The organism is Streptomyces sp. NPDC001816, assembly GCF_042892235.1.
Taxonomy (GTDB): Bacteria; Actinomycetota; Actinomycetes; order Streptomycetales; family Streptomycetaceae; genus Streptomyces.
The window spans coordinates 831,980-850,818 of sequence record NZ_JBIATY010000002.1; the positions used below are offsets into that span (position 1 = coordinate 831,980).

Here is an 18,839-nt window from a genome sequence, read left to right on the forward strand (position 1 = left end):
TCACCAGCCCACCGTCAGCGCCAGGAGCAGGACGACCAGGCCGACGAAGCCGTAGCCGAGATAGAGATGGACGCTGCCGCCCGCCAGCCGCCGGGCCGCCCGCCCGGCTCTGTCCAGCGCCCGCAACACCGGTTCGTACAGCCGGTGTTCGATCCGGTCGGGCACCCGGTGCTGGAAGCGCACCCGCTCCACCAGATACGTCGACTCCCGCACCGGCGTGACGTCCACGTCCTGCTCGGGTGCGAGGACGTCGTCGAAGACCCGCTGCAGCGGTTCCGCGAACGAGGTCGCCGTATAAGCCATGCGCGGGGTCGGCGCCCCGCCGCCGCAGTCCCACAACCGGGCGTTCGCCCGGCGCCTTCGGCGTGCGTACAGCCGGGGCAGCCCGACGGCCAGGGTGAGTGCCGCAGTGAGAGCGGCGACGACCCACACCGGGGACAGCGACGCGGAGATGTCGGCGAGCCGCACCCGCACCCCGCCGCCCGACACCGCGCCGGCGCCCGGAAGCCCGACCGTGCTCACCGCCCGGTCCAGGCCGTCGCCCAGCAGCCCCGGCACCAGCGCGAGCGCCCCGCACGCGGCGGCGAGCAACCCCATCCCGGCGATCATCAGCGGCGGCGCCTCCCGCGCGGCGGTCGCCTGTGAGCTGCGCGGCCGGGCGAAGAAGCCGACCCCGAGCGCCTTCACGAAGACGGCCGCGGCGATACCGGCCGACAGCGCGATCAGCGCCACCGACAGCGGCAGGACGACCGCCACCGCGACGCCCGGTACCTGGAGTCCGTGGATCAGGGACTGCAGCAGCAGCCACTCACTGATGAACCCGTTGCCCGGTGGCAGTGCCACCGCGCCGAGAGCGGCCACGGTGAACAGTGCGGCGGTGACGGGCATCCGGGGGCGCAGACCGCCAAGGCGGTCGAGGTCTCTGAGGCCGGTGGCCCGCAGCACCGACCCGGCCGCGCAGAACAACAGGGCCTTGAACGCAGCGTGGTTGACCACGTGCAGCAGCGCCGCCGCCAGAGCCAGCGCGGCCAGCGGCCGGTTGCCGTGGGCGGCGAACAGCCCGGACGCCCCGACGCCGATCAGGACCAGGCCCATGTTCTCGCTCGTCGAGTACGCCAGCAGCCGCTTCAGGTCGGAGGCCATCGCCGCCTGGAGGATCCCGTACACGGCACTGGCCCCGCCGACCGTCATCACGCCCAGCCACCACCACGCCGGACCGCCGCCGAGCAGGTCGAGGCCGGTGCGGACGAGGCCGTAGACGCCGAGGTTGACCATGGCGGCGCTCATCAGCGCCGAGACCGGGCTGGGTGCTTCGGGATGGGCCCTGGGCAGCCAGGCGTACAGCGGCACCGCACCCGCCTTGGACGTGAACGCCGCCGCAACCAGCACGAACACGAGCCCGCGCACCGTTGGCGACACGGTGTGCGCACCCGCCCGCAGTGCAGCGAAGGTCTCGCCGCCGGCCTGCGCGGCGAACAGCGCGAGCCCGGCGAGCAGCAGCACCAGGCCGAGATGCGTCATCACCGCGTACCAGACGCCCGCCTGCCGTACCGGGGCCCGCTCGCGGTGTTCAGCGAGGACCAGCAACAGCGAGCCGAGCGCCATCAACTCCCAGAGCACCAGGAATGTGGACACCGACGCGGCCACCGGCACCAGCACCAGGGTGAGTGTGAACAGCGGCAGCACCGCCTGCGCCGTACGCGAGCCGAGCCCGAGTGCACCGTGCCCGGCCGCGTAGCCGATGCCGTACACCGCGACCGCGGCCACGACGGCCCCCGCCACCGCCATGAAGAGGCCCGCCAGCGCATCCACCGCCACATGCGTCCCGGCCAGCGGAAGCAACCGGGGGAAGGTGCCTGCCCAGCGGCTGCCTCCCAGTGCAGCCACGCCCGCCGTACCACCACTGACCCCCACGCCTGCCGTCAGCACTCCCACGACCGGCACGCGCAGCCGGTACGACAGCCCGAACCCGGACAGCGCCCCCGCGCCGCCCAGCCCGGTGGCCGTCGCGAGGGCGGCCGGAATCACGCTCACCGCCCGGTCACCCTCCTGAGTGCCGCCACGATCGCCTCCGGCTCGGGTGGGCACCCCGGTACGGCCAGATCCACCGGTACGACGTCGGCGACCGCGCCTTCGACGCCGTACCCGCCGGCGAACTCCCCGCAGTCGATGGCGCAGTCTCCCACCGCCACCACCAGCCGCGGCTCGCCCATCGCCGCCACGGTGCGGCGCAGCGGCTCGGCCATGTTCCGGGTCACCGGCCCGGTCACCAGCGCCACGTCCGCGTGCCGGGGCGATGCCACCAACCGTGCCCCGTACCGCTCGGCGTCGTACATCGGGTTGAACGACGCGGTGATCTCGATCTCGCAGCCGTTGCAGGAGCCCGCGTCCACGCAGCGCACCTGCACCGAGCCGCCGAACTCCCGTGCCTTCTCCGGCACGTCGCCCTGGGGGAGTGGCGGCGCGGGCTCAGCCACCCGCCCGGTCTCGCGGATCTTGCGCAACAGGCCCATGAACCCTCTCCCCGAAACGGTGAGGACGTGTCTGCAGGTGGCCAACGGACCGCCCGCGAGTGGAGTTACTGCGCTTCCTGTACTGCCTGGGCTTGCGGAATATCACCGCAGGTGAAGGCGATCGCCTCCAGGTGCGCAGAGCGCGCTGTCCAATTCCCGGGAGGCGATCGCCGTCCGATGGCCGTCGCTACGACGGCGGCTTCCCCTCCGACTGGGCCGCCTGCAGGTCCGCGAGCAGCTCCGCCTGACCCGCCAGCACGCCCGACAGGATCGTGCGCGCCACCCGCAGCAGTTCCGCCACTTCCGGAGTGGCCAGCGAGTAGTACACGTTCGACCCCTCCTTGCGGGTCCGCACCAGGTTCGCTCGCCGCAGCACGGCCAGCTGCTGCGAGAGATGCGCGGGCTCGATGCCCACCTCGGGGAGCATTTCGGCGACCGCGTGCTCGCGCTCGCTCAGCAGCTCCAGGACGCGGATGCGGGCCGGGTGGCCGAGGGTTTTGAAGAACTCGGCCTTCAGTTGGTACAGCGGCGTACTCACCGTGCCGTCCCCACCCCGGTACAGCAGCACGGCCCCACCGGCCGGGCCTCGGCGCATCGCATCCACCCACTCATCACGGACATGCGGCTCATCCTCGCGTGCGGCAACTGCCGGGCCGAATCCAGCGGTGACGACTTCAGGAATTGCCAAGATTAGCAATTCGTGAGGTCGCGAGGGGGCTTTACGCGAGGATCACTCCGCCTGATCTCCGGTCGGCCATCCTGTGGTGCGCCACTCTTGGCGCCCCTCCGCCTCTTCCCCGTCCTTTGTGCCGTGTGCGGCCAGCGCGGCGGCCAGATCGGCGTGAACCGGGATGGGCGGGCAGTCCCCGCTGGGGACGAGGGACCCGTCGGCGGGTATGGCGGCCAGCTCCAGGCTGCGGCCGGCATCGGCGAGGCGGCGGGCGGCCTCGGTGATGGCCAGCTGGCCCTCGGCGGACCAGCTGCGCAGCTCGGTCAGGTCGACGACGACCGGTCCGGTGCCGCGGGCGACGACCCAGCCGACGGCGCCGCCGAAACGACGTACCGCCTCCGGGCCCAGGTATCCGGCGACGGACAGGATGCCGAGGTTGTCCTCGACGGTGTAGCGCCAGTCGATTGTCATGCTGGTGAACTTCCTTGCGCGGGTTGCCGATCGGGTCTGCCGTCTGGTTCAGAGAGGGAGGGTGATCCAGATGCTCTTGCCACCGCCGTCGGCGTCGCCGCGGACCACCGCTGTTCCGCCCAGGGCGAGCGTGAGTTCCATGACGGTGGCCAGGCCGCCTGTCCTGGTGCCGGTGTCGGTGACCGTTCCGTAGAGCGGTGGCTGGTAGGGGTGGCGGTCATGGACGGCGAGGGCCAGGCAGTCCGGGCCCGCCGCGTAGATCACGGTCACGGTCGGGGAGAGGACCGCGGCGTGCCGGACGCTGTTGGTGACCAGCTCGGCGAGTATCAGCAGGGCTGGGTCCACCGTGGGGTGACGCAGCCCGATGCCCCACTCGAGCAGGGCCTGCTCGGCCGTCTCGCGGGCTGTGCGTACGGCGGACGGTTCGGTGGGCAGTGTGATCACATGCCGGTGGGGCAGGGTTTGGAGCTCCGTGGACATCACGCCTCCGCGCGGGCGAGGCGGAAACCGGTGACGGTCTTGGGGTGCAGGCGCAGCAGGGTGTCGTGCGGGCCGTGGGTCCAGCCCGCGAGGGTGCGCCGGTAGTGGGCGGCCTCGTCGGGGTCGGTGATCACTTCGGCCGGTCCGGAGACGGTGACCGTCCAGCCGGTGCCGGTCACGGCGCGGATGTCGTCGACGTGGTACGTCGCCGTCGCCGGAACCGCCGCGGCCGGGGCAGGCGTACGGACGACCAGGCGGCCGTACTCCCACACGTGCCGGGCGGGCCGCATCACCGTCAGGTCCCGTTGCACGTACACCAGCCGACCCAGCGTGCTGCCCTCCAGCAGCCACAGGGCCTCCGCGCCGGAGACCTCGACCATACGGAGGGAGGCGGGGAAAGTGCTCATCGCAGGGCTTCCTCGGTGGAGGTTCGGTGCATCTGGGCGGGAAGGACGGGCAGCACTCCGGCCGTCTCCAGATGGTCGCGGGCGGCGCGGATCGCCTCGGGGGTGGTGGCGTACTCCCGGCCCTCGTGGCGCAGCGGTTCAAGGGCGCCGACGGATTCGAGGACCTGGCGCTGGCCTTCGCGTATGCCGGAGGCGAGGACGACGATGCCGCGCCGCTGCAGCTTCTCCACCGCGTCCTTCAGGACGAGGGCGCCGGTGGCGTCCATCGTCGACACCCGTGACATGCGCAGGATCACGACGCGTACGTCGGCGACCTCGGTCAGTTCCAGCAGGAAGCGGTGGGCGGCGGCGAAGAACAGGGGGCCGTCGATGCGGTACGCCACGATGTGTTCGGCGAGCAGCGCGTGTTCCTCGGCGCTGTGGTCGCCCCGGTCGAGGGGCATCTGGTCCAGGCGGGCCTGCTTGGCCACGGCGCGCAGGGCGAGGGCGCCGGCGACGACCAGGCCGATGATGACGGCGTAGACGAGGTCGAGGGCGAGGGTCGCGACCGCGGTCAGCACGAGTATCACGGCGTCGGAGCGCGTGGCCTTGGCCATCGCCTTCAGCGAGCCGACCTCGACCATGCGGATGGCGGTGGCCAGCAGGACGCCGGCGAGGGCGGCCAGCGGGATCTTCGAGACGAGGGGTGCCGCGGCGAAGACGACCATGGCGAGGATGGCGGCGTGGGTGAGGGCGGCGAGCCGGGAGCCGAGCGAGCCGAGGTCGAGGAAGGACAGCGACGGTGCGGGCAGTCCCGACGGCAGGTCGCCGATCGGCTTGGCCGCGCCCAGGTGGGGCAGCTGGGCCACGATCGTCGCCGCGATCACGGCGACGATCGAGAACGGCACGGTCGGCCGCCACCGGGCGCCGAGCAACACGATCGCGGCCACGGCGACCGCGAAGCCGGCCGCCGTCCAGTTCGGATTCTTCGCGAACTCCGCGACGGCCCGCCAGGTGACGACGAGCACGCGGTCGCCCTCGGGCTTGGGTACGCCGAGCGCGTTCGGGATCTGCTGCAGCCCGATCACGCAGGCGATGCCGAGGGTGAAGCCCTCGACCACGGGCGCGGGCACGTACTGCATGTACTTTCCGGCCCTGAGCACGGCCAGGCCGACGAGCATGAGGCCCGCCATCAGCCCGACGGTGAGCACACCGGTGGGCCCGTACTGGCCCACGATCGGCACCAGGACGACCGTCATGGCGCCGGTCGGGCCGGACACCTGCAGATTGGACCCGCCGAACACTGCGGCGAGTGCTCCCGCGACCACCGCGGTGGCCAGGCCCGCCTCGGCGCCGAGCCCGGAGGAGACACCGAAGCCGAGTGCGAGGGGCAGCGCGACGATCGCCACGGTGAGGCCGGCGAGCAGGTCCCGGCGCGGGTCGCGCCGGATCTCCGCGAGGTCGGCGCGACCGGGCAGCAGCGCCACGATCCAGGCCCACACCTGGCTGACTGCCCTGGTCATCGCGCGACACCCTCGGCTTCCCGCAGCTCGGCCAGCAGCTCGTTCCGCCCCGCGAGCATCTCGGTCAGGATCCGCCGAGCAGCCTTCATCAGGTCGGCGACGTGGCCGCCCGCGAGTTCGTAGACGACGGTCGAGCCCTCGCGGGTGGAGCTGACGATCCCCGAGCGGCGCAGCACCGCCAGCTGCTGGGACAGGCTGGAAGGCTCCACCTCTATGGCGGCCAGCAGGTCCCGCACCGGCATCGGCCCGTCCTGCAACAGCTCCAGCACCCGGATCCGTACGGGATGCCCCAGCATCCGGAAGAACTCGGCCTTCGCCTGATACAGCGGAACCGACACGACCCCTCGACTTCCCATACGAGGCCCACCCGGGGCAGACGCGAAAGGCTGTGCCTGCGGCTACCTGCAGGCACAGCCAACACACCATCTAACCAATTGCGAAATTTTGCAATTCAGCATCCGGCTGCACCCCGGACAACCCGTCCACGGAGGGGGGTGCCTGCGGGGTCAGGCCTTCTTGACCACGCTCGACTTGAGCTGCATCGCTCCAAAACCGTCGACCTTGCAGTCGATGTCATGACCGTCGACTCCGTCGACCAGCCGGATGTTGCGCACCTTGGTCCCGGCCTTGATCCCCGAGGGGCTGCCCTTGACCTTGAGCGCCTTCACGACCACCACGGAGTCGCCGTCCTGCAGCACATTGCCGACGGCGTCCTTGACGACACGCTCTCCGGCGGCCTCTCCGCCCTCGGTGGCGGCCTCGGCGGGAACCCATTCGTGGCCACACTCGGGGCACACCACCAGGGCGTTCATCTCGTACGTGTACTCACAGGAGCACTTCGGGCAGGGGGGAAGATTCTCGTTCACCCCACCAGCGTATCCGGGCCTGCACCTCGAACGTTTCCCTCGGCCGGGCTGCCCCAGCCCCTCAGCTGGGCTCCGGGAGATGGCCGAGGTGCTTGATGACGCGCTCACGCAGCAGGAGGTACTCCTCCCAGCGGCGGGGCAGAGGGCCCGGCGGGCGCTCGACGACACGGGCAGCGGTGATGCTCTGGCCCTCCTCGAACTGCTCGCGCGTCAGGTCGAGTTCAACACCGTTGGGCAGCCGGTTCCACCAGTGGAAGCCGTACTGGGTCCCGTCGAGATGCACCTCGCCGACCATGAGGTCGCCGCCGAAGACGTCGTTGACGATCAAGGCTGTGATGTCGCAGTGCCCCCAGGCCGGGTTGCCTGGCTGCCAGTCCGCCTGGTTGTCGGGCGAGGAGGTGTCGGCGGCCCAGCTGGTTCGCAGGGCCTTGTCAAGATCAAGCAGGTTCCAAGGGATCATTCCGGCAGCATCGCAGCCACCACTGACATGTCCGCAACGAGGTGGTTCGAGCAGCTCAGCCCAGGGATGAACGGCCCTGCCATCGGATCCGGCGGGCGGAGCAGGCTGGACGTGCAGCGGCCGTCACGGGGCCCGCGCTGCAGGCCCCGGCCCAGCCGCCCGCCTCCACCCAGCAGAAGCCCGCACACCACCACGGGGGCGTCATGACCACGCACATCCCGAAGCCTGCGCATCAACCGCATCACCTGCACCGGCCAGGGCCTGTGCGCCGAACTCCTCCCCGAACTGATCGACCTCGACGAATGGGGCTCCCCCATCCTGAAAGACCGAGCGGTACCCGACCAGCTGCGCACCCACGCCCGCCGCGCCGTCGCCGTCTGCCCCGCCTGGCCCTGCACAGCGGCCGGGGCCGACCGTGACCAGCAATCCGGTCCAGGGCCGGCCGGCTGAAGTCGACCGCCTCATGCCGACGCCTCCGATGTGTCCTGGGCGGAGCCGACCCGTTCCAGGGTGGAGATGTCGCCCTCGGGCAGGCCGAGTTCACGCGCTCGCAGCAGGCGGCGCATGACCCTTCCACTGCGGGTGTGGGGCAGGTGCTGGTCGAAGGCGATCTCACGTGGTGCCACGGCCGGACCGAGTCGGCGCCTGGCGAAGGCCAGCAGCTCCTGCCGGGTCTGCGTGGTCGCCTCGAAGCCCGGCCGCAGCGTGACGAACGCCTTCACGATGCTCCCGGCGACGGGGTCGGGCCGGCCGATCACCCCGGCCTCGGCGACCGCCGGGTGCTCCATCAGGGCGCTCTCGACCTCGAACGGCCCGACCAGTTGTCCCGCCGACTTGAACACGTCGTCGGCGCGCCCGACGAACCAGTACCAGCCGTCCGTGTCGCGTCGTACCAGGTCGCCGGTGAGGTACCAGTCGTACGCGAAAGCCGCGGCGGTGCGAGGTTCGTCGTGCAGATAGCCGCGGAACATGGACGGCCAGCCGATCCGGAGCGCCAGTTCGCCCTCCACGACGGGCTCCTCCACGACGGTGACGCGCCCCTCGGCCCGCTTCGCCCGGCCGTCCTCCCCGCATCGCAACACCGCAGCCTCCACGCCGGGGAGCGGACGCCCCATCGACCCGGGGCGGATTTCACCGGCGGCGAAGTTCGCGATCATGATGGCGCCGGTCTCGGTCTGCCACCAGTTGTCGTGCACCGGCAGCCCGAGGACGTCCCTGCCCCAGAGCACGGCCTCCGGATCGAGCGGCTCACCGACGGATGCGATGAACCGCAGTGCGCTCAGGTCGAACGAGCGGGGCAGATCGTACGGCCCTGAGCGCGGCGTCGTCCGCATCAGCATCCGCAGCGCCGTCGGCGCCGTGTACCAGACACTGACCCGCTGGTCGGCGAGGATCCCGTACCACCGGCGGGCGTCGAAGTCGCCCTCGTCGACCACGACCGTGACCCCGTGCATGAGCGGCGCGACGATCCCGTAGGACATGCCGATGTCCCAGCCCGGATCCGCGGTGCACCAGAACACGTCGTCCGCGTGGAGATCGAGCGCGTACAGCGCGGTCGTGTAATGGGCGACGGCAGCCTCGTGCACGTGCACGGCGCCTTTGGGGGTGCCCGTCGTGCCGCTGGTGAAGTGCAGCAGGGCCATGTCGTGGGGTGAGGTCGGCGGAATGGTGAAGGTGTCGGCCGCCTCGTCCATCAGCGCGCCGAGGGAGACGGTGCCGGGCAGCTCGTCCGCGCCCTCGCCGACGATCAGCACGTGCCGCAGGGCGGCGAGTCTCTCGCGTTGCCCGGCGACCTTCGTGCGGTACAGCTCCGCCGTGGTGACCAGTACCTGCGTGTCGCTCAGCGTCAGGCGCATGGCGACCGGTTCCGGTCCGAACGCGGAGAACAGTGGGCACAGCACGCTGGTGTTCTTGAGCGTGCCGAGAACCACGGTGTACAGCTCGGGGCAGCGGCCGAGCAGTGTCGCCACCCGGTCGCCGTGGCCGATGCCGAGGGCCTGGAGCACGTTGGCGAACCTTGCGGTGGACCGGGCCAACTCCCCGTACGTCACACAGGTCACGGAGTCGTCCCGCCCGACGCAGCGCAGCGCGACGGCCGCGGCGTGGTCCGAAGCCGCGTGCCGGTCCACGGCCTCGTGCGCGATGTTCAGTCCCCGCCCGTCGGGCAGCCCCTGCAGGTGGGCGCGTGCCTGAGACCAGGCGAAGCCGGCACAGACCTTCTCGTAGTCGCCCAGATTCGGCTCGACGCGAGGCGGAACGTCCTTCCGGACCGTTTCCGATCGCATGGCGGCCACCTTCCTCCCGGCTTTCTTTGACGATCTATCGGGACTGCTTCGCATGCACTGGGCCGAACGGCCCCCGTGTGTGGCCGTCGAGGCCTATGAGGCCCCGGACAGCCGGGGGCGTCGACCCGAGTGGGCCGAGTGGGCCGAGTGGGCCGAGTGGGCCGAGACGAAAGAACCCGAGGCTGTGGCCCGCATGGCCCTACTGGTGTGGTGCCGGACCGGAAATCCTGCGTTCGTGGACTTCATGAGGCACCGGGGACGTCCCACCTGTCCGAGGCGGTGCTGAAGGAGAACGGCCATGACTGCGGACCCTGACGTGAACGCCGCGTCGTCTCCCGCGTCCAGCGGGCTGGTGATGGGCAAGGACGGCATGCTCGCGCTGGTGGAAGTGTTGTCCCGGCGCGGTTTCACCGTGGTCGGCCCCACCGTGCGGGACGGCGCGATCGTGCTGGCGGAGCTGGAGTCGGCCGACGAGCTGCCGTACGGGTGGGGCGTGGAACTCGAAGCCGGGACGTATCGGCTGCGGGAACGGGCCGACGGCGCCGCCTTCGCGAACGCGGCGGGCCCCCAGTCGTGGAAACAGTTCCTGCACCCGGCGAAGGTGCGGCAGTGGCGTGCCGACCGGGTGGGCGAGGACATGGTGTTCACGGCCGAGGAGACCTCGCCGCCGCGGTACGCCTTCCTCGGGGTGCGTCCCTGTGATGCACGAGCCATCGCCGTCCAGGACCGGGTGCTCACCGCAGGTGCCCACCGCGACCCCGAATACCAGGGGCGGCGTGCGGGAGCGCTGCTCATCGCGGTCGAGTGCACGGAGCCCGGCGGCACCTGTTTCTGTGTCTCGATGGGCACGGGACCCGCTGCCCCTCCCGGCTGCGACCTGGTGATCACCGAGGTGGTCGATGACGACGGCCACCGCTTCTGGATCCGCGGCGGCAGCCAGGAGGGCGACGAGATCCTGGCCGAACTGCCCGTCCGCCCGGCCGACCCCGCCACCTGTGCGGCGGCTCGCGCAGGCGTCGCCGCCGCTGCGGACCGGATGGGACGGACCATGCCCGAGGCGGACCTGCGGGAGCTGATGGCCGGCACGCTCGACGCCCCCCGTTGGGACGACGTCGCCGGGCGCTGCCTGACGTGCGGCAACTGCACCATGGTGTGTCCCACCTGTTTCTGCACCACGACCGAGGACGTCACCGATCTCACCGGTGACCACGCGGAGCGGTGGCGGCTGTGGGACTCCTGCTTCGACCTCGACTTCTCCCACCTGCACGGCGGCCCCGTCCGTACCTCCCCGCGCAGTCGCTACCGGCAGTGGATGACCCACAAGCTGGGCACCTGGTACGACCAGTTCGGCTCCTCGGGCTGTGTGGGCTGCGGCCGCTGCATCGTGTGGTGCCCGGTCGGCATCGACATCACCGAGGAGGCCGCCGCCCTGCACGACTGGACGCGGTCCCGACCATCGGGAGAGGCACCATGACCGGGGTGCCACCACCTCTGGACCTCCTCTCGCCCGCTCAGCGCGAGCGGTTGCTGGCCGTCGGGTTCGACGTGACGTTCCCGGCCGGCACCCGCCTGTTCGACGAAGGAGAGCATGCCGACCGCTTCTGGCTGCTGCGCAGTGGCGAGGTCGCCCTCGACATCTGCGTTCCCGGCAGACAGCCGGAGGCCCTCGTGGAGACGCTCGGGCCGGGCCAGCTGCTGGGCTGGTCGTGGACCTGCCCGCCGTACCGCTGGCACCTCGGTGCACGGACGGTGACCGCCGTGGAGGCCATGGAGTTCCCCGCCGCCGACGTTCTCGCCCTCTGTGCTGCCGACCCGGAACTCGGATACGCCCTGATGCGCCGCTTCACCGAGGTGGTCGCCGAGCGGCTGCAAGCCACCCGGATCAGGTTGCTGGACCTCTACGCACCCCACGGGAGTGGTCCGCCGTGAGCACCGTGACGCCGCCGCTGCCCTACCGGGTGGCCGGGATCCTGGCGGAAACCCCCGACGTCCGTTCGCTGGAACTGGTTCCCGTCCGCAGGGAACTCCCGCCCTTCTCACCCGGCCAGTTCGCGATGATCTACGCGTTCGGGATCGGTGAGGTGCCGATCTCGGTCAGTGCCCTGCGCGGCCCCCGCGGGGGAGTCGTGCACACCGTCCGTGCGGTGGGCGCGGTCTCCGCCGCCCTGTACGAGCTGCGCCCGGGAGACACCGTCGGGCTGCGCGGGCCGTTCGGCACCGGCTGGGATCTGCACGCGGCAGCCGGCCAGGATGTGCTGGTGGTCGCGGGGGGTATCGGGCTCGCGCCGCTGCGACCGGCGGTCCACGCGGTCCTGAACCAGCCGGCCGCCTACGGCCGGCTCGGGGTCCTGGTGGGCACCCGTACCCCTGGCGACCTGATCTACCGAGAGGACATCGAGCGTTGGCGGGGCGGAGCCGAGGTGGGGGTGACCGTCGACCGCCCCGGCCCCGGCTGGCACGGTTCGGTCGGGGTCGTCACCGCCCTCCTCGACGCGTTCGCCCTCAGGCCGGACCGGACCCACGCGCTGGTGTGCGGGCCCGAAGTGATGATGCGCCACACCGCACGTGCCCTGATGGGCCGAGGCCTTGGCGCGCACCGCGTTCAGGTGTCGCTGGAACGCAACATGCGGTGCGCCACCGGCCATTGCGGCCACTGCCAGCTCGGCCCGCTGCTGCTGTGCCGGGACGGACCGGTCGTCCGCTACGACCGCGTGGAACCCCTGCTGGCCGTACGGGAGCTGTGAGATGGAAACCGACCGAGGGCCGGCCGACGCCCACCCCCTGCCCACGCTCGCCGTCTGGAAGTTCGCCTCCTGCGACGGCTGCCAGCTGACCCTCCTCGACTGCGAGGACGAACTGCTCGGCCTCACCGAGCAGGTACGGATCGAGCACTTCCTGGAGATGTCCGGCACCGAGGGCCCCGGCGGGGCGCGGGCGGAACTGGCCGGCCGGGGACCGTACGACCTCTCCCTCGTCGAGGGCTCGATCACCACGGTCGAGGACGCCGAGCGCATCCAGCACATCCGGCGCATCTCCCGGCACCTGGTGACGATCGGCGCCTGCGCCACCGCGGGCGGCATCCAGGCGCTGCGCAACTTCGGGGACGTCGACGAGTTCCGCGCCGCGGTCTACGCCCGTCCGGACTACATCGCCACCCTGGAGACCTCGACCCCGATCTCGGCACACGTGCCGGTCGACTTCGAACTCCGGGGCTGCCCTATCGACCGCCGTCAGCTCCTGGAGGTCATCACCGCCCACCTGGCCGGACGCAAACCCCAGGTCCCCGCCCACAGCGTCTGCTTCGAGTGCAAGAGGCGTGGCACCACCTGCGTCACGGTCGCCCACGGCACCCCCTGCCTGGGCCCCGTCACCCACGCCGGGTGCGGTGCCATCTGCCCCGCCTACGGCCGCGGCTGCTACGGCTGTTTCGGGCCAACGGAGCGGCCCAACCTGCGGTCCATGGTCGCGCAGCTGCGCCGCGACGGAATGAGCGAGGTGGACATCCTGCGTGTCTTCCGCACTTTCAACGCCGCCTCGCCGGAGTATGCCCCCGTAGCCGATCTCGCGGCCGAGGAGAACGACGCCCCTCGGGCAGAAACAGAAGACAACCCGGAAAGGCCCGCATGAGCCATCGCGGAACGCGCGTCCTGCGGCTGGACGCACTGGCCCGGGTGGAAGGCGAAGCAGCCCTGCACCTGCGCGTGCAGGAGGAGACGGTCACCGAGGCACGCCTGCGCATCTACGAACCACCCCGGTTCTTCGAAGCCTTCCTGATCGGGCGCGCCCACACCGAGCCGCCGGACATCACCGCCCGCATCTGCGGCATCTGTCCGGTCGCCTACCAGATGAGCGCCTGCCGGGCGATCGAGAACGCCTGCGGTGCCACCGTGGACGGGCCTCTCGCGGAGCTGCGCCGCCTGTTGTACTGCGGTGAGTGGATCGAGAGCCACACCCTGCACATCTACCTGCTGCACGCCCCCGACTTCCTCGGCCGGGCCGATGCAATCGAACTCGCCCGCGACCAACGAGCCGCCGTCGAGCGCGGTCTGCGGATCAAACAGACCGGCAACGCCATCCTCGAACAGCTCGGCGGACGCCCCATCCACCCGGTCAACGTCCGCGTCGGCGGCTTCTACCGCACACCGGCGCCCGAAGAGCTGCGACCCTTGGCCGAACGGCTGCGGCAGGCCCGGGACGACGCACTGGAGACCGTCCGCTGGGTGGCGGCGTTCGACTTCCCCGACGCGGCGAGCGACCATGACCTGCTCGCGCTGCGGGACCCGGGCCGCTACGCCATCGACTCCGGCACACCAACGGTCGTCGCCGCCGCCGGTGGGACGCTAGCGCCCCGCGAGTTCCCGGTGTCCGACCTCGAACAGCACGTCCACGAGGAGCAGGTGCCGCACAGCACCGCTCTGACCGCCACGCTCGACGGCCGCCGCTACCTGACCGGCCCACTGGCCCGCTACGCGGTGAGCGGCCGGTGGCTGCACCCGGTGGCGGCCGAGGCCGCCAGGGACGCCGGGCTGGGCGATCCGGTGGCCGGGGACATCTGCGACAACCCCTTTCGCAGCATCGTCGTCCGCGCCGTGGAAGTGGTGCAGGCTGTCGAGGAAGCGCTGAGCATCATCCGGGACTACGAACGACCGCCACGGCCGGCGCTGGACGTCGCCCCGTGCAAGGCAGTGGGCACCGGAGCGACCGAAGCACCGCGCGGACTGCTGTACCACCGCTACGCCCTCGACGAGAACGGCACGCTCACCGCGGCCCGCATCGTTCCGCCCACGGCCCAGAACCAGACGGCCATCGAGGAGGACGTCCGCCGGGCCGTCCAGGCACGCCTGGACCGGGACGGACCCGCTGCCGACGACGAGGAACTCACCCGCTTGTGCGAGCGGGCCATCCGCAACCACGACCCCTGCATCTCCTGCGCCGCCCACTTCCTCGACCTGACCGTGGAACGCGCATGACCGGCCGAATCGTGGTGATCGGAGTGGGCAACCCCCTGCGCGGTGACGACGGAGCGGGGCCGGCGGTGGTGGAGGCCCTGCGAGGCCGTGTTCCCGACGACACCGTGCTGGCGGTCAGTGACGGCGAACCCGGCCGGATGCTCGAACTGTGGCGCGGCGCGGACACCGCGGTCGTGGTGGAAGCCCTGCGCCTGCATGAGCCCAGGCCGGGCGAGCTGCACACCCTGACAGCGACGGAGGCGGCCGGCCGGGCGCGGGGTACGGCGAGTACGCACGCCCTGGGCCTGGGGGAGTGCCTCGCCCTGGCGGAAGCCCTCGACCTGCTTCCGCGGCAGGTCGTCGTACATGCCGTGGAGGTGGCCCACGTCGAACTCGGCGCGGGGCTGAGCGAACCGGTGCGGTCGGCCCTCCCCGAACTGATCGAGCGCACCCGCGTCTCCGTACGACAGGCTCGCGAAGCCAACCACCGGCATCGGACGCCGGGCGGTGCGGCTCCACCGTGACCGGCTGCGGCGTGGATGGACGAGCGATGGTCCTGTGGCCCCCGGAAGGGGCCGAAGGGCCCCTCGTGCCCCGGTGAGGGAGGGTGCGACGGTGAAGTCGTCCCATGCGCTGCAAGCCCCGTGAAAGGCGGTGGGGACGATGACACTTCCTCTGGTCGCAGGCATCGACGGATCGAACTCGAGTCTGCTCGCCATCGACTGGGCCGTGGACGAAGCAGGCCGTCATGGTGTTCCCCTCAGGCTGGTCTACGGCTCCCTCTGGGAGCGATACGACGGTGGCCTGCCGTTCACCGGCCTGGGGCGTCCCTCCGAGCAGGTGCTGGCGGAGCACATCGTGGCTTCCGGCGCGGAGCGCGCCGCGCGGCGCAACCCTGATGTGAAGGTCACCACCGACGTGATCCCGGACGATGCTGTCTCCGCCCTCGTGCGCGAGGGGGATGGTGCGTTCGCACTGGTGACGGGGTCGCGTGGTAGGGGTGAGCTCAAAGGACTGCTGCTTGGTTCGGTCGGGCTGGCCGTGGCGGGCCGGGCCCGTGGCCCGGTGATCGTCGTCCGAGGCGACCAGGCGGGAATCGCCGGCACACATGAGCGGATTCTGTTGGGGCTGGGGGACGCCGACACGGCCGTCGAGGCCGTTCGGTTCGCCTTCCGCGAGGCCGAGGTGCGCGGTTGCGTCCTGGACGCGGTCCGGGCCTGGCGCAGTCCCGCCCGCCTGAGCCGCCACGCCGAGGAAGCGGCGAACACTCCCGAGGAGGAGGCCTCCGTACTGCTTGACGGGCTGCTCGCAGAAGCGATCGCCGAGCATCCGCAGGTACGTGTGCACCGTACGACGGTCGAGGGGCCGGCCGGCAAGGTCCTCATGAACCGGTCGGCAGCCGCCGACCTCGTGGTCGTCGGGTCCCGGCCCAGGACGGGCCATGTCGGGCTCCAGCTCGGCCGCGTCAGCCACACCCTTCTGCACCGTGCCCTGTGCCCGGTCGCGGTCGTGCCGCAGAGGCCGTGAGGTGGTGAGGACCCGGGAGAGAGGCGAGCGGGGGTCGGCCAGACCGTGGTCAGCCGTCCGGCGTGACGGGCACGGCGTCTCCCGGATGCCCGGGCAGCGGCTGCTCGGTCCAGATGGTCTTGCCGCGGCGGGTGTGGCGGGTGCCCCAGCGGTCGGTGAGCTGGGCGATGAGCAGGAGTCCGCGGCCGCCCTCGTCGGTCGTCCGCGGATGGCGCAGATGGGGTGCGGCGCTGCTGCCGTCGGTGACCTCGCAGATCAGGGTGCGATCCTGGATGAGACGTACCTGGATCGTGCCCGGGGCGTACCGGATGGCGTTGGTGACCAGCTCGCTGACGATCAGCTCCGTCGTGAACGCCAGCTCGGACAGCCCCCAGTTGGTGAGCTGGCGGTCGGCCAGGGTGCGGGCGGTGGCCACGATCGCGGGATCGCTGGGGAAGGTCCAGGAGGCGACCTGGTCGTCGCGCAGGACGCCGGTCCTGGCGAGAAGGAGCACGACGTCCTGCGCGGTTCGTCCGGACAGCTGTGCGTAGATCACCGCGTCGCACGCCTCGCGCACGCACGCATGCTGCTGGGCCAGGACGTGCTGTACTCGCGCGACGCCTGCGTCCTCGTCCGGCGACCGGCGGACGAGTCCCTCGGTGTAGAGAGCGATCAGGGTCCCTTCCGGCAGGAGTGTTTCCCAGGTCTCGAAAGGCAGCCCGCCGCCGCCCAACGGCGGTCCGGCGGGCGCGTCGGCCGGCGCCACGTGCCCGTCGGGGTGGGCGAGGAGCGGTGCTGGATGCCCGGCGCGGGCAACGACGAGACGCCGGCTCACCGGGTCGTAGACCGCGTAGGCACACGTGGCGGTGGTGGGCTGACCGTCCAGTGGGTCGTTCGCGGCGGCCGGACGGCCCTCCTCGGCGAGCCGGACCATGAGGTCGTCCAGGTGCGCCAGCACCTCGTCGGGGGTCAGGTCCAGGGCGGCCAGGCTGTGGGTCGAGGCGCGCAGTCGGCCCATGGTGGCCACGGCACGCATGCCGTGTCCCGCCACGTCCCCTACCACCAGTGCGGTCCGTGCGCCGGACAGCGGGATGACGTCGTACCACGGGACGTCGTGCCACGGGCCGCCGGCGTGCCCCGGCACATAGCTGAACGCCGCATCGACGGCGTTCTGGGCGGGGATCCGGCCTGGCAGCAGACTGTTCTGCAGGACGAGGGCGGCAGTGTGCTCGCGTGTGTAGCGGCGGGCGTTGTCGAGGCCCAGGGCGGTGTGCGTGGCGAGTTCACCGACGATGGTCAGGTCGTCCTCGTCGAAGGCATCGGAGGTCACGGAGCGGTAGAAGCTGGCCACCCCGAGCACGACGCCGCGGGCGGCCAGCGGCACGACCATCATCGAGTGCACTCGCGCGGCGCGCATGCGGTCCGCCCGGAGCGGATCGTGCGCCAGCCATGTGTCGTCGTCGACCCTCTGGATCAGACGGGGCCGCAGATCGGCCAGGCACTGGGTGAGCGGTGTCGGGAAGCCGTAGGAGGCCTTCTCGCCGGTGGCGTAGGCGGGCTGAAGGCCGGAGGCCTCGGTCGCGCGGAACGCGGTGCGCCGGAACGTGACCTCGGCGGGCACCGGTCCGGGCTCGGGAGCCTCACCGCGGTAGACGGAGTCGAGCACGTCCACGCCGACGGCGTCGGCCACCCGGCCCACCACGGTCTCGGCCAGTTCCTCCGCGGTACGGGCGAGGTCCAGGGTCGTGCCGATGCGCATGCTGGCGTCGTTGAGGAGTTCCAGGCGCGCCCGGTACCGGTAGCGCTCCGTGACATCGATGGCCAGGCTCGCCACACCCAGGGGTTCTCCGGCGCGATTGCGCAGCCGGAACGCCGACAGGGAGAAGATATGTTCTCTGTGCGGATCGGCGGGTGGATACCCCGGCTGGACGAAGTCGATGGCCGGCTCCCCCGAACTCAGGATCTGCCGCAGCAGGTGCTCGACGGTGTCGGTCACCAGGGTGGGCGAGACCTCGCGCGCCGGTCTGCCGATGACGTCCTTGGCGCGCACGCCGCGCATGCCGGGCGAGGCGGTGTTGAACCGCACCAGACGCAGATCGGTGTCGAGGACGTGCAGTCCGATCGGTGACTCGGTCAGCAACGCGTCCAGCACCGCCCGGTCGAAGTCGCCCGGATCCGCACCGCGCGTGGCGGTGAGGAACACCGCCCAGCTCGCCGGGCCCTCGGGGCCGATGTGCGGGCACATCCACCACTCGGTGTCGACCGGCAGGCCGGACCGGTCCCGCAGTCGCACCCGGCAGCCGCCGTTGACGGGTGGCGCCTGGGGAGCGCCTCCCTCGCCGCCCGGCTCCGGCCGGACGAGGAGCGACGACAGCGGTCGGCCCACCATCTCCCCGGACCGGTGGCCGAGCAGTGCTTCGGCCTCTGTGCTCCAGTCGGTGATCACACCGTCGGCGTCCAGGAGGACCCTGGCCTGCGATGCCGCCGATGCTTCACCGCCCGGACCCTTGTCTGAAGTGGTCATGGCAACCCTCCCGCCCCGGAGGTCTGCGGCGTCCGCTCGGTAGGCACCGCCCCACCGAGGACCGGGCCGGGCCGGTGCCCCTCCTTCAGGGTGGCAGGCGACCCGGCCGCCCGGCATCTCGAGCTTCGGGCCTCCGGCGTGCCCGGGACCCGCGCGGCATTTCGCTCGGGGATCGTGTCCGGGCGTCCCGCCGTTGGACGCGCGTT

The 18,839-nt window shown here is 71.5% G+C and carries 20 protein-coding genes; 8 read left to right on the plus strand and 12 right to left on the minus strand.

Going from position 1 to position 18,839, the window contains the following annotated elements; translation table 11 throughout:
- The 10 genes from ACFYZZ_RS09620 to ACFYZZ_RS09665 all read right to left on the minus strand — a co-directional run bounded on the left by ACFYZZ_RS09620 (position 1) and on the right by ACFYZZ_RS09665 (position 7,369).
- Positions 1-2,034 (minus strand): proton-conducting transporter membrane subunit, encoded by a 2,034-nt coding sequence (locus tag ACFYZZ_RS09620; protein ID WP_389173274.1) that lies wholly within the window; start codon positions 2,032-2,034, stop codon positions 1-3.
- Positions 2,031-2,513 carry an NADH-quinone oxidoreductase subunit B family protein gene (locus ACFYZZ_RS09625; RefSeq protein WP_389173276.1) on the minus strand — a complete coding sequence of 161 codons (483 nt, stop codon included), beginning with the start codon at positions 2,511-2,513 and terminating at the stop codon, positions 2,031-2,033. Before ACFYZZ_RS09625 ends, ACFYZZ_RS09620 begins: the two co-directional genes overlap by 4 nt.
- Positions 2,514-2,700: 187 nt before the next feature.
- Positions 2,701-3,051 (minus strand): ArsR/SmtB family transcription factor, encoded by a 351-nt coding sequence (locus ACFYZZ_RS09630; RefSeq protein ID WP_389173704.1) that lies wholly within the window; start codon positions 3,049-3,051, stop codon positions 2,701-2,703.
- A gap of 192 nt (positions 3,052-3,243) precedes the next feature.
- Positions 3,244-3,654: an STAS domain-containing protein gene (locus ACFYZZ_RS09635; RefSeq protein WP_389173277.1), complete on the minus strand. Its 411-nt coding sequence runs from the start codon at positions 3,652-3,654 to the stop codon at positions 3,244-3,246.
- Between the two features lie 48 nt (positions 3,655-3,702).
- Positions 3,703-4,134, minus strand: a complete 432-nt coding sequence (locus tag ACFYZZ_RS09640; protein ID WP_389173279.1) for an ATP-binding protein — start codon at positions 4,132-4,134, stop codon at positions 3,703-3,705.
- Positions 4,134-4,541, minus strand: a complete 408-nt coding sequence (locus ACFYZZ_RS09645; protein WP_389173281.1) for a pyridoxamine 5'-phosphate oxidase family protein — start codon at positions 4,539-4,541, stop codon at positions 4,134-4,136. The genes ACFYZZ_RS09640 and ACFYZZ_RS09645 overlap by 1 nt, the downstream gene beginning before the upstream one ends.
- Complete coding sequence (locus ACFYZZ_RS09650; RefSeq protein WP_389173282.1) at positions 4,538-6,043, minus strand: SulP family inorganic anion transporter; 1,506 nt, start codon at positions 6,041-6,043, stop codon at positions 4,538-4,540. The genes ACFYZZ_RS09645 and ACFYZZ_RS09650 overlap by 4 nt, the downstream gene beginning before the upstream one ends.
- On the minus strand, positions 6,040-6,381 hold the full coding sequence (locus tag ACFYZZ_RS09655; RefSeq protein WP_389173283.1) for an ArsR/SmtB family transcription factor: 342 nt from the start codon (positions 6,379-6,381) through the stop codon (positions 6,040-6,042). The genes ACFYZZ_RS09650 and ACFYZZ_RS09655 overlap by 4 nt, the downstream gene beginning before the upstream one ends.
- A 168-nt stretch (positions 6,382-6,549) precedes the next feature.
- The gene (locus ACFYZZ_RS09660) at positions 6,550-6,909 is read right to left on the minus strand and encodes a zinc ribbon domain-containing protein YjdM (protein WP_386577317.1); all 360 of its coding nucleotides are present in this window, start codon (positions 6,907-6,909) and stop codon (positions 6,550-6,552) included.
- A 61-nt stretch (positions 6,910-6,970) separates the two neighbouring features.
- Positions 6,971-7,369, minus strand: coding sequence for a hypothetical protein (locus tag ACFYZZ_RS09665; RefSeq protein ID WP_389173287.1), 399 nt, complete (start codon positions 7,367-7,369; stop codon positions 6,971-6,973).
- Between the two features lie 240 nt (positions 7,370-7,609).
- On the opposite strand from ACFYZZ_RS09665, the gene ACFYZZ_RS09670 reads away from it, so the two are divergent.
- Entirely contained in the window at positions 7,610-7,819 is a 210-nt protein-coding gene (locus tag ACFYZZ_RS09670; protein WP_389173706.1) for a ferredoxin, read from the plus strand.
- Between the two features lie 11 nt (positions 7,820-7,830).
- Here the strand turns inward: ACFYZZ_RS09670 and acsA are convergent, their stop codons facing one another.
- Positions 7,831-9,654 carry an acetate--CoA ligase gene (gene acsA, locus ACFYZZ_RS09675; protein ID WP_389173289.1) on the minus strand — a complete coding sequence of 608 codons (1,824 nt, stop codon included), beginning with the start codon at positions 9,652-9,654 and terminating at the stop codon, positions 7,831-7,833.
- A 298-nt stretch (positions 9,655-9,952) separates the two neighbouring features.
- Between acsA and ACFYZZ_RS09680 the strand changes: the two genes are divergently transcribed.
- The 7 genes from ACFYZZ_RS09680 (at position 9,953) to ACFYZZ_RS09710 (ending at position 16,130) form a co-directional block, all read left to right on the plus strand.
- Positions 9,953-11,128: a 4Fe-4S dicluster domain-containing protein gene (locus tag ACFYZZ_RS09680; RefSeq protein WP_389173291.1), complete on the plus strand. Its 1,176-nt coding sequence runs from the start codon at positions 9,953-9,955 to the stop codon at positions 11,126-11,128.
- Positions 11,125-11,583 carry a Crp/Fnr family transcriptional regulator gene (locus tag ACFYZZ_RS09685; RefSeq protein ID WP_389173293.1) on the plus strand — a complete coding sequence of 153 codons (459 nt, stop codon included), beginning with the start codon at positions 11,125-11,127 and terminating at the stop codon, positions 11,581-11,583. The genes ACFYZZ_RS09680 and ACFYZZ_RS09685 overlap by 4 nt, the downstream gene beginning before the upstream one ends.
- Complete coding sequence (locus ACFYZZ_RS09690; protein ID WP_389173295.1) at positions 11,580-12,398, plus strand: FAD/NAD(P)-binding protein; 819 nt, start codon at positions 11,580-11,582, stop codon at positions 12,396-12,398. Before ACFYZZ_RS09685 ends, ACFYZZ_RS09690 begins: the two co-directional genes overlap by 4 nt.
- Position 12,399: 1 nt before the next feature.
- Positions 12,400-13,281, plus strand: coding sequence for an oxidoreductase (locus ACFYZZ_RS09695; RefSeq protein ID WP_389173296.1), 882 nt, complete (start codon positions 12,400-12,402; stop codon positions 13,279-13,281).
- Positions 13,278-14,624, plus strand: coding sequence for a Ni/Fe hydrogenase subunit alpha (locus ACFYZZ_RS09700; RefSeq protein ID WP_389173297.1), 1,347 nt, complete (start codon positions 13,278-13,280; stop codon positions 14,622-14,624). Before ACFYZZ_RS09695 ends, ACFYZZ_RS09700 begins: the two co-directional genes overlap by 4 nt.
- Complete coding sequence (locus tag ACFYZZ_RS09705) at positions 14,621-15,127, plus strand: hydrogenase maturation protease (protein WP_389173299.1); 507 nt, start codon at positions 14,621-14,623, stop codon at positions 15,125-15,127. The genes ACFYZZ_RS09700 and ACFYZZ_RS09705 overlap by 4 nt, the downstream gene beginning before the upstream one ends.
- Before the next feature lie 139 nt (positions 15,128-15,266).
- Entirely contained in the window at positions 15,267-16,130 is an 864-nt protein-coding gene (locus ACFYZZ_RS09710; protein ID WP_389173301.1) for a universal stress protein, read from the plus strand.
- Between the two features lie 49 nt (positions 16,131-16,179).
- Here ACFYZZ_RS09710 and ACFYZZ_RS09715 read toward each other — a convergent pair whose 3' ends face one another.
- Positions 16,180-18,633: a SpoIIE family protein phosphatase gene (locus ACFYZZ_RS09715; protein WP_389173303.1), complete on the minus strand. Its 2,454-nt coding sequence runs from the start codon at positions 18,631-18,633 to the stop codon at positions 16,180-16,182.
- Positions 18,634-18,839 lie beyond the last annotated feature (206 nt).